Annotated in this window: 8 protein-coding genes and 1 tRNA gene; 1 reads left to right on the top strand and 8 read right to left on the bottom strand. The window is 59.9% G+C overall.

All coding sequences use genetic code 11. The features are described from left to right. Window positions 1-45: 45 nt before the first annotated feature. Window positions 46-4,635: a leucine-rich repeat protein gene (locus EIH26_RS03470; RefSeq protein ID WP_124060853.1), complete on the bottom strand. Its 4,590-nt coding sequence runs from the start codon at window positions 4,633-4,635 to the stop codon at window positions 46-48. Between the two features lie 32 nt (window positions 4,636-4,667). Then, the gene (locus EIH26_RS03465) at window positions 4,668-8,606 is read right to left on the bottom strand and encodes a S8 family serine peptidase (RefSeq protein ID WP_124060851.1); all 3,939 of its coding nucleotides are present in this window, start codon (window positions 8,604-8,606) and stop codon (window positions 4,668-4,670) included. 204 nt (window positions 8,607-8,810) lie between these two features. Here EIH26_RS03465 and EIH26_RS03460 point away from each other — a divergent pair, with 204 nt between their 5' ends. After that, window positions 8,811-9,551, top strand: coding sequence for a MerR family transcriptional regulator (locus EIH26_RS03460; protein ID WP_124060849.1), 741 nt, complete (start codon window positions 8,811-8,813; stop codon window positions 9,549-9,551). Window positions 9,552-9,574: 23 nt separating this feature from the next. Here the strand turns inward: EIH26_RS03460 and leuB are convergent, their stop codons facing one another. The 6 genes from leuB to EIH26_RS03430 all read right to left on the bottom strand — a co-directional run bounded on the left by leuB (window position 9,575) and on the right by EIH26_RS03430 (window position 14,928). After that, window positions 9,575-10,678, bottom strand: coding sequence for a 3-isopropylmalate dehydrogenase (gene leuB / locus EIH26_RS03455; protein WP_124060847.1), 1,104 nt, complete (start codon window positions 10,676-10,678; stop codon window positions 9,575-9,577). Between the two features lie 138 nt (window positions 10,679-10,816). Then, a complete protein-coding gene (leuD, locus tag EIH26_RS03450) occupies window positions 10,817-11,314 on the bottom strand; it encodes a 3-isopropylmalate dehydratase small subunit (RefSeq protein ID WP_124060846.1) in 498 nt (165 codons plus the stop codon). 12 nt (window positions 11,315-11,326) lie between these two features. After that, entirely contained in the window at window positions 11,327-12,595 is a 1,269-nt protein-coding gene (leuC, locus tag EIH26_RS03445) for a 3-isopropylmalate dehydratase large subunit (protein WP_124060844.1), read from the bottom strand. A gap of 29 nt (window positions 12,596-12,624) precedes the next feature. Then, window positions 12,625-13,530: a peptidoglycan-binding protein gene (locus EIH26_RS03440; RefSeq protein ID WP_124060842.1), complete on the bottom strand. Its 906-nt coding sequence runs from the start codon at window positions 13,528-13,530 to the stop codon at window positions 12,625-12,627. 149 nt (window positions 13,531-13,679) lie between these two features. Next, entirely contained in the window at window positions 13,680-14,732 is a 1,053-nt protein-coding gene (locus tag EIH26_RS03435) for a polyprenyl synthetase family protein (RefSeq protein WP_124061769.1), read from the bottom strand. Window positions 14,733-14,843: 111 nt separating this feature from the next. Further along, window positions 14,844-14,928, bottom strand: a tRNA-Leu gene (locus EIH26_RS03430). Window positions 14,929-14,983: the final 55 nt, after the last annotated feature.

The raw sequence follows: 14,983 nt of genomic DNA, 5'->3' as shown, positions 1-14,983 counted from the left end.
TCGACTATGCAAGCTCGAACCGGCTCGATCAAACGACTGGCTCTATCACCTGTTCACTTTCGTGGCGGCAACCAGGGCATCCATGGTAGATTCCGCAACGGCAAACTCGCCTCCGAACACATACCCTTCGGCGATGTCAGAGCCGTGAGGTTTGACCACCATGTCTATGCAGTACGGGTTGTAGGACATGGAGCCATCACCATGAGGGACCAGCACCATGACGCTGCCGTTCTTCCCGCATAACGCCGCCCCTGCAAGCGCATCCCAGTATCCGCAGCCGTCCGCGACGCCCATCCTGTCGAACGACAAGCCTCTCGATACCGCGTACTCGGCGATAGCCGCAGAGGTTTCCCAGGCGTCTTGCCCGAACACGCGCTTAACGCTCGAACCGGTCAGGCCGATGCCCTCCAGCTGCTTCTCAACCGTGGCGCTGACCGCTGCGGACCCGCCCACGATGACCACATTTGAAAAACCCGCTTGTTTGATGCGGTCGAGCGCGTCGGTTGTGAGGATGTTGTCGGAATCGGCAAGGAACACGGGCATTCCCTTCGCATAGGCCGCAGGAGCGATGGAAAGAGAATCGTAGAACCCATGAACGGTTGCGACGATGCAGGTGTCGGATGCCTTCACCCCGTGCGAGCGACTCGACACCATCGCGGCCGTCTCGGATGCGTCCTGTCCGCCGATTCGCTCGACGGACAAGCCCATACGACCGGACAGATCGCTTTCTATCGCCTCGGAAACCGCGGCAGATCCCCCGATGATGATTGCGTTTTTGGCACCCAATCGCTTGATTTCGTCGCGAGCCTGACTCGAAAGCTCGTCCCTATCGGTAAGCAAGATCGGCGAGCCGTACGCCCCTGCAAGAGCGCTTGCCGAAAGAGCGTCCCAGTAACCGCTGCTGGTTGCCAGAACCACCGTTTCGACCGATCCGTTGCCCCATCCTTCACGAGATATCTCGGCCATGGTGTCGAGCGCCGCTTCACCGTATATGCGCTTCCAGGAAGCGTGGGGCTTGGCTCCGGGTTTCACCGCCTCGCGAAATGCCTCTATCGCCTTGCCGAGCGCCGCGCGAGCCGCCTCGACGGAGTCCTTGGAGGCCTTTTCATCATCGATCCGGGCCTGGGCAGCGCCGACGGCCATCACCAAGGCATCATCGGCTTCCTTTGTCACCCACGACTTGTTCACGGCAACGTGCGACCCGTCCTTGGCTACCTGCACGTCCCTGCGCAGGTCCCCCGCTTCCGAAACGAGCTTCCTTAAAGCATCCTTATCGGCAGAGCTTGCGATGTCATCGGTTTTGCCCGGCTGATCGCCTTGCGCGCTCTCTTTCTGCTTCCTTGCCTGCTTGTACGCTTTAAACGCCTTGTCGAGCGCAAGTCGGGCCGATTCGACGGATTCCTTCGTTGCGGCACCGCTCTCCAGCTGATAGTTCGCCTCGATCAGCGCGTTGCTCAACGCAGCATCGGCTTCCTTCGTCACCCAGAACGTACCGACTTCGATCTTTGAATCATCATCGGCAACGACGGTCTTGGTCCGAAGCGCCTCCGCCTCTCCGGCAAGGGCTTTCAGAGCGGTCTTATCAACCTCCTGCCCAATGTCGGGTATTCCGGGGTTGATCCTGAACGTCGATCCGTCGGAAAGATGATTGGGATTGGTTCTATCGGTGGTCCAAAGCGTCACTATGCCGCTATTTTCTCCGAACGCCTCATCCTCGATGAAATTGACCGTGGTGGGAATCTCAAGCTCCACCAGCGCGTTCGAATAGAAGGCGCGCTTTTGGATCTTTTCAAGCTGAGCGGGGAGCTTCACCTTCGAAATCTTGTTGCCCGAGAAGGCGAACGGCTCGATCAGCTTGATGCTGTCGGGAATCTCCACATGGGTAAGCGCGTTGTCGGCGAAGGCCCCTTCGCGGATGTTCTTGATTCCGTCGTTGAACCTCACTTCCCTCACGTTGCTCTTCATGAACGAACCGATGCCCAGCCACTCCAAAGAGCTGGGGAAGCTCACGCTCGAAATGTTGTTGTCCAAAAACGAATAGGGATAGATCCCCACGATTCCCTCGGGAATGTTCACCGCCGTAATGCCGGAGCTCTCGAAGGCGCCGTCGGCGCTATCGTCCTCGGTGGCTTTCCAACCGACGTAAGTGACCTCGTTGGTGTCGATGTTCTCGCCCTTCAGATACGTAGCCGTGGGCAGCGTGATCTCGGAGTTCCTCTTCAGTTTTTCTTTGCCGCGATTCGACAAACCGGTGATCATCCATTTTCCGCGCGTCTCGGTATCGGATTTGGTGTCCTGCGCATAGGTGAAGTCGCCGATCTTCCAATATCCGTCGATGTCGGTGTTCTCGTTCACCGTATCGCCTTTCGGAGCATGGTACAGAGCCGTAAGCGTCATATCGCCCGTTACCACCAACGAGGGGTCGATGAGGTTCACCTTGTCCTTAGAGAATCCGTCGAACACCAGGCTGTCGTCGGTTTCGACGAACGGGAAATCGAGAGACCCCACCGGTTCTCCCGGCAGATAGTACACCTCGGTCTTTCCATCGGTTCTACCCTTGCCATCCATATCGAAGAAGACGCGAATGCCCTTCTTGTAGTACAGATGATCGACGAAGTCGCGATGATCCTTGCTGAGGGTCACCGAATGCGCGAGCTTCAAGCGCGTGGCATAATCATGAACCGTCGGCACCAGGCTATCGGGCGCAATCACTTGCCAGGTTCCGAACGGCAGTTTGTCGAAGCTCAGCGTGAAGTGGTCGTCATCCTTGGAAACCGAAGGCTCCACCACGTCACCCGTTGCAGAGTTCTTCAGCTTGATCCCGGGGTTGTCTACGCCGTCGGTCATGGTCTCCACGAATACCTGGTACTGGACCGATCCGGTGGTGATTTCCGTTCCCGGCTTCACTCCGGCCTTGCGGGCCGTGGCGAATTCGTCCGCGGCGGCAGATACGGCGTCAGCCGCCTCGTTCACCGCTGACTGCGTTGCGTACTTGTCTTTCGCAACCTTGTCGCCGTTCGCGATCGCATCGCTCAGCTTCTGGTAGACAGAGGCGGGTACCCAGTACGACTCGGCATCTACGTCTGCGCCGTCGGTGCTGCTGGAAAGCGCCGTCTTAAGGACGCTGCGCCCCTGCTCGAGAGCTTTCATGAGAGCGTCGGTGTTGGCGGCTTCCACCTTGTCGTCAGCTTCGACCGTCACCTTGGCGAACACATTCGTCGCGTTGTTCGACTCATCGTAGACCGATCCCCTGATCCAGAAGTCGCCCGCAACGTCGGTCGAAGGTCGAGAGTTCGTCCAGCTCACCGGCATCTCCTTAGACGTTCCGTCGGTAAAATGCACCAGGGTGCTAATCGGAAGACTGACGGGATCTCCCTGCTTCGCCTTCAATTCAATCTGATCGGCGCGCTCGATGCCTGAAGAGGCGGTGCCGACTGATACGTTGAAGTCGGGGGCCGTGCCCGTGAACTCGGAATCCTTGGCGGTGCTCGCTTTGATCACGAGCTTGTCCTTGTAATTCGCCAAATCGAAGTTGGGCAGGCCTTTAAGCGAGAACGAGAACGACCCGTCCTTCTCGGAAGCAGTCGCGGTTGCGAGCTTGACGTCTTCGGCCCAGTACGAACCCGGCTCCTTCACCTTCGCGTACAGCTCAACCGTGGCGCCGGAAAGTGTTTTTCCATCGATCTTCTCGGCTGTCTTCTCCACGCCTGCAGGCGCATGGACGGCGAACGCCTTGTAGGCGAACTCAACCCGCGTGTCCAGCTTGTCAAGCTTCACGGTTTGCGCGGCAACGGGGCGCGCGTACCCCGAAATGGTCTCGCCGGCCTTCCGATCGCTAAGCATTTCTCCCTTTTTGAAGAAGGAATCCAGGTCGCGGTAGTTGGAGTAGTCGGTCGCGAACTCGCCGGGGATCGTTTCGGTTTTCAGCACCGCACCGGTGTCGGCGTCCTTAGACACCGTGGTAAGGGTCACGGGATCAACCAGGTACACACCCTTCAGATTGTCAAGCTTATGAGCGTTGTCGTTCCCGGTGAAAAGCCGGGCATAGCGGGCGCGCTCGTATGAGTACTCGCCCTTCCATGCCGGTTCGAACGCCTTCTCGTTCACCTTTTCCAGAGAGGGGATATCGAGCGAGAGGTCGTACATGCCGCTAAACGAACCGTCGGAAAGCTCGGTCACGCCCTTCATGCCGCTCACCTTCAGGCCGGTGCCGGCCTTCGAATCGGCGCTGCCGGCCAGACGAAACGCGTTCGCACCGATGGAGGTGACGGTATCGGGAATTTCCACCGACTTGAGCGCGTTGTTCTCGAAGGCGCTCTCGCCGATGCTCTCCAAGCCCTTGTTGAGAGTCAGCTTGGTGAGGCCCTTGTCCTTGAAAGCGCCCGTCCCAATCGATTTCACGGCCTGTCCGTTGATGGATGCGGGAACGACCACTTCGGTTGAAGTTCCGGTGTAAGCGGTAATCGCACCGTCGGCGAACGTGAAATCGGAGGCCTGGTTTTCTGCGCCCATAACACTGGCCTCCAAGGCCGAGGGGACCCCTTCTTGGGCGAGGGCGACGGCGGGCACGCCGGTGCAGGCAAGCGCCATGGACACCGCCACATTCGTGATGGAGGTAGAGATCTTGAGGTTCATTTCACTCCTATCGCATAGAGACAATCAGCGGACTAAGCTCGAGCTACTTGCTTGTATTGCCTGATAGACCTGTTCAGGTAATCGTTCTGGGTAACCAAGGCAGACGGCGTCGATCGAGAATCCGAAAATGTTGCCTGGGCCGCATCGATGGATTTTATGAAGGAGGCGCGATCGATCACCGGGCCGGCCCCGGGAAGAACGGCTTCCGGCGAAAGCGAGAACGAAGCGAGGGATGAGAAAACGGCTCCCGATTCCACACGTGCGAAGTCGGTCTCCAGAGACCTTGCAGCCGAGAACTGCCTGGTTTCGTACAGCAGAACCTTCGCATTCCAGATGGTCTTACGCAGATCATCGCGGACCTTCGACAAATCGGCCCGCAATCCAAGCTTCGCCTTGGATTCGAAGTCGGCAGTTGCCTGGTCGATCTCGGCCTGGATCTTCCTGATAGATTCAGCGGTCAGGCCACTCTTCTGCGCGGCAGACTTCGCGGCATCGATAGCCGCCTCGAGCTTCGAGCGGTCCTCTGGCGTCGCCCACCGAGCCGCCGGATCGATGTCGCGGCCGTCGCCCGACTCGCTGATGCGCTTCAGAGCATCGGCTGCCCGCTCGATGGCACGGGTAACGGGCAGCAGGGCCGTCTCGTCCGCCTCGGCGGCATCAGCGCCCTGCTTCTTCTTCGAATCGAAAACCCCGAGTGCCTTTTCGAGTTGCCGACGGGCCGCGTCCACCTCATCGTCGGTTGCGAGCACGCTTTCGTACTTGGTCTTGGCGCGGATAATGGCCGTAGCAAGGTTGATGTAATCGAGGGGAGTCACCCAGTAACGCGTAACGGGAACCCCGGCACCGTCCTTGCTGCGAACCGACGCGTCGATTTCAGCCTGGGCCTTCTGGATATCGGCGAGCAGCGCCTGCTTATGCGGCGAGAAGCTTAAAAGCGTTTGGCGAATCTGCTTGGCTCGGCTCTCGATCTGCTCTTGGTGTTCGACTATCCGCGCTTTCTCAAGCTGGTCTCCCGACTCGTAGGAATCAACCGTATCGAGGAACGATCCGGCATCCTCGAGAAGCTTCTCGAGCGATTCTGTTTGCTCGGCGCTCAGCACGTTCTTGCTCATCAAGGCGCGCGCGGCGGTAACGGCGCGATCCAGATCGGAGCGCTCGGTTGTCACGAAGGTGGTAGCAGGATCGCTAAGCAGGCCGTTCACATCCTTGCCGTAGCCGTATACCTCGGTTCCCGGCGTGAGGGCGTATTCGAACGGCACCTCCACCGAGAAGCTGCCGTTCTTCTCTGCGCGGGCATTGATTCTGTTGGACCCGATAGTAAACTTCAGGTCCTGATTGGGCGCGGCGATTCCCTTGATGCGGCGCTCGAGCGGCTTGACCGGTGAGACAGCGGGCTTGCCCACCTGAATCGAAAGCTCCTTGGCTCCCTCGGGATATTCCATGGTGGATCTGATCATCAAGGCGCCGTCGAGCCCTTCGCCCGACAGAGGAACCAGGTTCGATCCGGAATAGATGTAGGAGAAGCTACCATCGCCGGAGTTGTCCACTCCCACCAGGAAAGGCGCTACACCGCGGCTGGGAGTGCTGATCGCCACGTAGTAGGGTTTATCGGTTTTTACCTGATATTCTTCCAAGTCGAATGTCTGCATGACCCCTTGCTTGACCGTTACATCGAGAGGGCCGAGCAGGGTTTTGGTGCGACCACGGTTGTCCTTCTCCAAAATCGAGAGCTTCGCCTTGTCGTTGCCGTTAAGGTTCGACACGGGCACGTATACCGAGGCGTTCGTTATGACCCCGCCCTCCATGTAGGGCACGAAGCACACGGCGCAGCCCATGTAGCCGCCCATGCCGATTGTCAGATTCAGCCTGTCGTCGGTATTCGCATCGCCCTCATGGTGCGAGATCTTCTTCTGCACCACGGTGGGCGCCTCCGTAAGGCCGAAGGCCTCCGACACGACCGAACCCTTCACCTCGATGGTTTTCTCCTCGGCCCGGAAACCCTCCTTGAACACGCGCACGCGGTAGCTTCCCTCGGGCAGATCGGGAATGGAGAACTCGCCTGCAGAGGAGGTAACGTACAAATTGGCATCGTTTCCGTTCACCACGCGCACGTGCGCGCCTTCCACCGGGGTTCCCTTTTCGTCGCTCACAACTCCGTTGATGGTTCCGACCTGCTTTTTAACCAGAGCGATATCGAATGACAGCGGCTCGTCCTTCTTGATCTCGACCTGCTTTTCGAAGTGCTCGTAGCCGTACACATCGCAGGTGACCGTAAAGGTACCGGCCGCATGCTTCAAAACGTAGGCGCCCGTTTTCTCGTCGGTAGTCGCGGTCTGACCGGTTTCGGAAACCGCGATGTCTGCCTTAACCGGTACCCCGTTGCAGGTGACGTCTCCCTTCACGGTTGCAGTGCCGTCCCCCAGCGCCTCGGCCACGGCATCGTACACGTCGATGCACCCGTAGCCGTACGCCATGTTGGGTACACTGGGATAGTCGCTATCGGTAAGCGAGGTGGCCGTTTCCTCGAGCAGGTTCTGAATATCGGCGTCGCTCAAGGTCGGCTTGGCCGATTTGATCAGTGCCGCCGCGCCGGTAACGTGGGGCGCCGCCATGGAAGTGCCGTTCATATAACCGTATCCGCCCCTGATGGACGAGCGGATATCGACGCCCGGGGCCGAAATCTCGGGCTTGGGTCCGGTAACGCCCTTGATGGGGGAAGGTCCGAGCTTGGAAAAGTATCCGCGCTTTCCCGAACGGTCAACCGCAGCGACCGCGAACGATTTGGCGTAGCTTGCCGGAGAGACGATCGAGCTCGCCACCGGCTCGTTCTCCCCGGGCTCCATGTTGCCGGCGGAGAACACGGGCAGAATTCCAGCCGCGCGCCAGGCGTCGATATACTGGGCGTACCAGGCGTTCTTGCCGTCGGTGGTACCCCACGAGTTATTGATGATCGAGGGAGCCTTGGTGATGTCCCCGCCGGGTTTCAGCATCCATTCGGCAGCACGGGCCAAAGCCGCATCGTCGGTTCTCTGGTAGTCGTTGAACACGCGCGCATTGATCCAGGTTGCCCCCGGCGCCATGCCCACCGTGTAGGTGCTGCCGTTTTCCTCGACTTCGGATCCGAGAATGGTTCCGGCCACGTGGGTTCCATGCGCCACATAGCGCGCCTGTTCGGGCGAGGTGGTGTCCCCCACGCAGTCTACGTAGTTTCCCTCATAGGTAAGCTCGCCGGTCTGGGCGTTGTACCCGCGGAATTTGGACTTCAGCGCCGGATGGGTGGCATCGGCCGCCGTATCGATGATACCCACGGTGACACCGGTTCCGTTCACGCCGTACTTCTCCCATACGTTGTCGGCACCCACCTGATCGATATTCCACTCAACCTCGGTTTTCGTGAAGCCGAGCATATCGAACAGGTTGAATCGCTTCACCTCGATCGGCTCGTCGCGCGTGAGCTCGTGGTTCACATCGATGCTCTTAACCGAAGGGACGGCAGCAAGCTCTGAAATAACCTGAGCGTTTGCCACCACATGCACGGCGTTGATGATGAAGAACTGCTCGTAGCTCTCGACCGATCCCTCCTCTTTCATCTTCTCGAGCCACGGAACAATAGAATCCTGGCTGAGAGCAGCAGTTTCCTGAAGCGCTCCAACCACTGCTTTGCGTTCGCGAACCTCGAGCGCTCCCTCCGCCGGATCGCTCGATGCACTCTCCACCGCCTCGTCAAGCGATACTTTCTCCTTGAACAGCACCATCACGTCGAACCTATCGCCACCCTTGCCAAGCTCGGCGGCAAGGTCATCGGAAATGACCGATGATCTGCTTTCGGCACTCGATGCGCGAGCCTCATCCGAAGCATCTGCAGACGGAGCCGCCTGGGCGGCTACAGGCGCACCGGTGAACGACAGCCCAAGCGCAACGACAAGGCAGACCGAGATGCCCCTCCTTCCAAAACGGGCAGAACTATGCAAAATAGCCCCTCGCTTCCCCCTCGTGACACACACCCGTCCCCAATACTCGGGAATAATCTTGATTATCTAGACCAAAATTATTCTTGAAATAGTATATATAAATCTAAGAATAAATATATCGACATTTTTCCCGCAAAGCAAGGTGAAACCCCCTTGACCCTTACGTTGGGATAGGGTTTACAACATGACCCGGAAGGAGGAAGCGTGTATCTGATCAAACAGGCCGCTGCACTATCGGGCGTATCCGTGCGCACCTTGCACCATTACGACCGCATCGGGCTGCTCGTCCCGCGCAAGGGTGAAAACGGGTACCGTTATTACACCGAAGAAGACCTCGAGACGCTGCAAAGCATCCTGTTCTACAAGTACCTGGGCTTTTCCCTGAACGATACGCGCAATTTGCTCGAACGAGCGCGAACCGACCGCATCGGCATGCTCGAACAGCAGCTCTCCCTCCTTGAAAGCGAGCAACGCCGGCTTGCATCGCTTGTGCGCACGTTAGAGAAAACCATCCGCTACCACAAAGGGGAAACGACTATGACCACCGAGGAGAAGTTCTCGGGGCTCTCTTGGAAAGACGGCCTCGAATACACCGAAGAAGCTAAGAAGCGCTACGGCGATGAAATGGTCGAAGGGGCGCTCGCTCGGCAAAAAGGAAGGGAATCGGAAGTGGAGGCTGCTTTCAACGAGGTATTCTTCGGGCTATCCGAAAACCGAGCCAAGGGACTGCCCGCCGACGCGCCCGAAAACCTCGCTCTGGCAGAAACCCTGCTGGGCCATATAAGGCGCTACGCTTTCGACTGTACGATCGAGGTGTTCGGACACATCGGGGCCGGCTATCATGCCGCCCCCGCATTCCGCAAGAACATCGACCGTTTCGGAGAGGGAACGGCCCGTTATGCAAGCGATGCGATCCGAACGTTCGTGGAGCGCAGCTTGAACTGAGCTCGCTCAGACAGCTCGAAAGCCTACAGGTGAGCGACCACCAGATCACCCATCCGTTCGGTTCCCACCACCTGGTTCGGATCGGTATCGACCTGCTTGATATCGCCCGTGCGCCATCCCTCGTCCAAAACCCCGGCGACCGCGCGGGCGATGTCGTCGGCGGCCTTCGGCATCTCGAGGCTGTAGCGCAGCATCATCTCGACGGACAGGATCTGGGCAAGCGGGTTGGCGATACCGAGCCCTGCGATGTCGGGGGCGCTTCCGTGGCTGGGTTCGTACAGCGCCGTGCCGTCACCCAGGCTTGCGCTGGCCAGCATACCCAGCGATCCGGCAAGCATCGACGCCTCGTCGGACAGGATGTCGCCGAACATATTCTCGGTCACCACCACGTCGAATTGACGGGGATAGGCGATCAGCTGCATGGCGGTGTTGTCCACCAGCATATCGACCAGCTCGACCTCTGGATACTCGGAGGCCACGCGGTGGACGACCTCGCGCCATAGGCGACTGGTGTCAAGCACGTTGGCCTTGTCGATGGAATGAACGCGCCCCTTGCGCACCTTCGCCATCTCGAATGCCTGGCGGGCGATGCGCTCGATTTCGTATTCTCGATATTCGAGCGTGTCGTAAGCACGCTGCCCCCGAGACCCCTCCGCTCCGGCGCCCTCTTCGTCGAAGAAGCGCTCTCGCCTGCCGAAATACAGCCCGCCCGTCAGTTCGCGCACGATCATGAGATCGACGCCCTCGATTATCTCCGGCTTCAGCGAGGAAGCGTCGGAAAGCGCCGCGAACGTGCGCACCGGCCGCAGGTTGGTGTAGAGTCCCAGACCCTTGCGAATGGAAAGCAACCCCTGTTCGGGACGAGGTTTCGACGAATCGGTGGTATCCCATTTCGGGCCTCCCACCGCAGCCAGCAGCACTGCGTCGGACGCGCGCGCCGCCGCAAGCGTCTCTTCCGGAAGCGGATCTCCAACCGCATCGATGGCGGCGCCTCCGATGAGCTTCTCGTCATAGGAAAACGTCGCGCCGTACTTGGCTCCCACCGCATCGAGGACCTTGATGCCTTCGGCTATGATCTCGGGTCCGATGCCGTCACCCGGAAGCGTGCAAACACTGTAGCTGGCCATGCTCGCCCTTTCGTTCGTATGCGCACCGCGCGTCGTTGAGGTTTCCGCTATTGTACGGCTGCACCGAATGCGAAGCGGCGGAACTCGGTTGAATCCCGCCGCTGGAACACAAACTTTATGAAAGCGCCGCCGGAGCCGTTAGTTGGCGCCCGCAACCTTCTTCGTACGCTCGATCAGGCCTCCTGCCTCGATGATCTCGCGAATGAACGGCGGAAACGGCTGAGCCTGAAACGACTGGCCCGTAGACTCGTTCACGATCACGCCCGCATCGGCGTCCACGCTCACGATGTCCCCCGCCCCGATGGCGTCAACCGCCTCGGGACATTCCATAATGGGCAGGCCGATATTGATCGAATTGCGGTAGAAGATACGGGCGAAGCTCTTCGCGATAACCGCATCGACGCCGGCCGCGCGGATGCAGATGGGCGCGTGCTCGCGAGAAGACCCGCATCCGAAATTCTCGTCGGCCACGATGATGTCACCCGGCTGCACGTTCTTGACGAAATCGACATCGAGGTCTTCCAGGCAGTGCTTGGCAAGTTCCGCGGGATCCGACGTATTCAGATAGCGCGCGGGAATGATGACGTCGGTATCGATGTCGCGGCCGTACCTATGAGCGCGTCCTTTGAATTCCATGCCGCGTCCTCCTTAGTCGATATCTTCCGGCAAGCCGATATGCCCCAGAACCGCGCTGGCGGCGGCAACCGCCGGGGAAGCCAGGTACACCTCGCTGGTAGGGTGCCCCATGCGGCCCACGAAATTGCGGTTGGTGGTGGCGATGGCGCGCTCGCCGGCCGCAAGGATGCCCATATAGCCTCCCAGGCAGGGGCCGCACGTAGGAGTAGATACCGCGCAGTTCGCCTCGATGAAGATGCTCATCAGACCTTCCTTCATGCACTGACGATACACCTGCTGGGTCGCAGGGATCACGATGCACCGCATGTTCGGCGCGACAACCCGGCCCCGCAGCACCTCGGCGGCCGCGCGCATATCCTCGATGCGGCCGTTGGTGCAGCTGCCGATAACCGCCTGGTCGATGGCAATGTGGCGCGACTCGCTCACCGGGTGCGTATTCGAGGGAAGGTGCGGCCAGGCAACCGTCGGTTCGATGGAAGCCGCGTCGATCTCGTACACGCGCTCGTAATGCGCGTCCGGGTCGCTGTGGTATTCGGTGTAGGGGCGCTCGACGCGGCCGTCCAGGTAAGCGCGCGTGATGTCGTCCACCTCGATGAGGCCGGCCTTTCCGCCCGCCTCGATGGCCATGTTGGAGATGGCCATGCGGGAATCCATGCTCATCGAGCGGATGGCGCTTCCCGTGAACTCCATCGCCTTGTACAAAGCCCCATCGACTCCGATAAGGCCGATGATATGCAAGATGACGTCTTTGCCGCTCACGCCGGGACGAAGCGCGCCCTCGATGCGGAACAGCAGCGACTCGGGAACCTTGAACCAAGCGCGGCCCGTAGCGTAGCCCACGCCGGCGTCGGTGGATCCCACGCCGGTGGAAAACGCCCCGAGCGCACCGTAGGTGCAGGTATGGCTGTCGGATCCGATGACGAGGTCGCCCGCGCCCACAACGCCCTGCTCGGGAAGGAGCGCATGCTCGACGCCCATGCAGCCAACCTCGTAGTAATGGGTGATACCCTGTTCGTACGCGAAATCGCGCACGATCTTGGCCTGCTCGGCCGATTTGATGTCTTTCGCGGGAACGTAATGATCGGGGACGAGCGCGATCTTGGTGGGATCGAACACCTTGTCCAGACCGATCTTCCTGAATTCCTTGATGGCGATGGGCGCCGTAACGTCGTTTGAAAGAACCAGATCCAGATCGCATTCGATAAGCTGGCCGGGGACGACCTCATCCAAGCCCGCATGGGCGGCCAGGATCTTCTCGGCCATGGTCATGGGACGAGTCATGTCTCTCTCCTTCTATCGAGCGGGCACGCTTAGGACAATGCGGCGCACAGCGCATCGAGCAACGTGATCGCATAGTGCTGGGCAGAGCGGTCCTCTCCCGCATCTTCCCAAATAGAACCCGGTAATTCGATTGCAATGCGCGAAGTTTGGGCAACCGTGGCGCGTGAGAGCGCCGAATCGAGGCGCCTGGCAAGCGAACCTTCCCCCCCGTAGGCCACGCGCGGGCACCCCTCGGCCGACTCCTCGCCGGGAAGCACGATGTGCACAAGCAGCATGCCCTCGCCGGGAAGCACCGAAAGGGCCTCGGCGCTCACGATGCGCGACGCCGGATTGGTGGCCAGAGCCAGATTAGACATGCGCGACGCCACGCTGCGCGTGAACCCGTCGGTTCCGAACAGACACAAAGACCGACTTTCCAGCACGTTGGCGGCGCGGGCGAAACCGAGATTCACCGGCAGCTTGATGGTACCCTTGCCCTCCCACGAATGATGGAGGTTCCTGATGCAGGCGTACGTGTACGCTCCGGCGATGCCGTCCGAGGGAAGCCCCATGTTCAGCTGAAAGCGGCGCAGCGCGCTTTCCGTATGGGCTCCGAAAATCCCGTCGTCGCTGCCGCACGAGAACCCCAGGGCCCCAAGCGCCTGCTGCAGATCGAGCACGTCGCGACCGTGAAAATGAGGGAGCCTCAAATACAGCGTGCGATCCCCCAGACGGTACGTGGCATCCACCAGCGCCGCCCATACCTTCTCGTCAACCTCGTCGCCGGAAGGAAGCCCAGACTGAGCGCAAAACGCGCGCACCGCCGAGGCGGTGGAGGGCCCGAACGCGCCATCGACGTCCGATTCGTCAAGCAGTCCGACCACCACCAGGCGCTGCTGGACATCCTCGACCGCGCTGCCCGTATTGTTCAATCTAATCGTTTCCATATGCGCCATGGTATATCACCCCGACTGTTCATCCCGAGCTCGAACGACTCGGCACACCAAAGCAACAATCGACAGGCGCTTTTGCAAGCACCTCGCGCAAAGTCGCAACACCCCGCCGCCGCAGCGCCGGCATCGCAGCGCAACCCGCCGCTCTCCGACTACTTCAAGCGATGCACGAAGAAATCGGCCATGGAGATAAGTAGATCGCGGTAAGCCGAGGGCGCTAGCGCATCGGCAAGGCGGATCTTGGCCATGCCGGTAAGGCTCTCCGCGTAGTTGCGGGCGAACTCGATGCTGCCCGCGGCCTTCATCAATTCCACTGCTTCGTTCAGAACAGCCTGGTCTTTCGTTCTGGATGAGAGGATATCGATCAGGCGGTCGCGCGTGTCGGGTCGAGAATTCTGAAGAGCGTGCACCACCACCAGCGTGCGCTTGCCCTCGGTGATGTCGTCGCGGAATCCCTTCTGGGTGCTTTCCGTCGCGCCCACCAGATTCAAGATATCGTCCTGAATCTGAAACGCCAAACCGGTGTCCAGACCGAAGTTGCGCAGACCCTCGACTTCGGCGTCGGTGCCGCCGCCCACGATCGCGCCCAAAGCAAGCGGGACCGCGCCCGAGTAATGGGCGGTCTTGTGCGTTGCCATAACCAGGTAATCGTCCACCGTCAGGTCGTAGCGCCCGTCGCGCGCCCACCCGATATCAAGAGCCTGGCCCTCGATGGTACGGCGGGTCATGTCGATGAGCTCGGAAATGACGCGCACCTTGGTTTCGGCATCGAGCAGCGGATCTTTCACCACTGTTCCGTTGACCAAAGTAAGCCCCAAGTCGCCCATGTTGATGGAAAGCCCCAGACCCTCGGTAAGGTGAAGGCACGGCTCGCCCCGACGCAACTCGGCGTCGTCGGCGATATCGTCGTGAATGAGCGCGGCTGTGTGGAAGTGCTCGATAGCGGCAGCCACGCTGACCGCGCGGTTGGCCTGCCCCCCTACTGCGCGGGCGGCCGCAAAGCAGATAAGCGGCCGATGGCGCTTCCCCCCGTTTCTACTATACTCCGTGAGGGGGCCGTACAGAAACGCATCCATATCGGGATGGGATGCCTGCGGGATATAGGCGTTGATCGCCTCCCCCGCCACGTCGGCGTAACGGCCGAGATAATCCTCGAAGCTGTCGGGAAGGCCCTTCGAACTGAGCGTGTCGTCGATATCGATCATGTACTGCCCGCTGCCCCATTTCCTGATGGCCCATGCGCGAGGGGAACGCGGGGCCGCTGCGGCTCCCGTTCGATAAACGTCGATCACCCTCTGATTCCTCACCGTCTAGACTGGTAGGAGCGGTGGGACTCGAACCCACATACCCGAAGATGGCGGATTTTAAGTCCGCTGCGTCTGCCAATTCCGCCACGCTCCCGCAACCGTGCGTCCACACGATTCAGTAACTGTATCAAAACTCGGAAGGGATCAGG

This window comes from Gordonibacter sp. Marseille-P4307, assembly GCF_900604965.1.
GTDB lineage: Bacteria > Actinomycetota > Coriobacteriia > Coriobacteriales > Eggerthellaceae > Berryella.
This window is presented reverse-complemented; position numbering and strand designations above follow the sequence as displayed.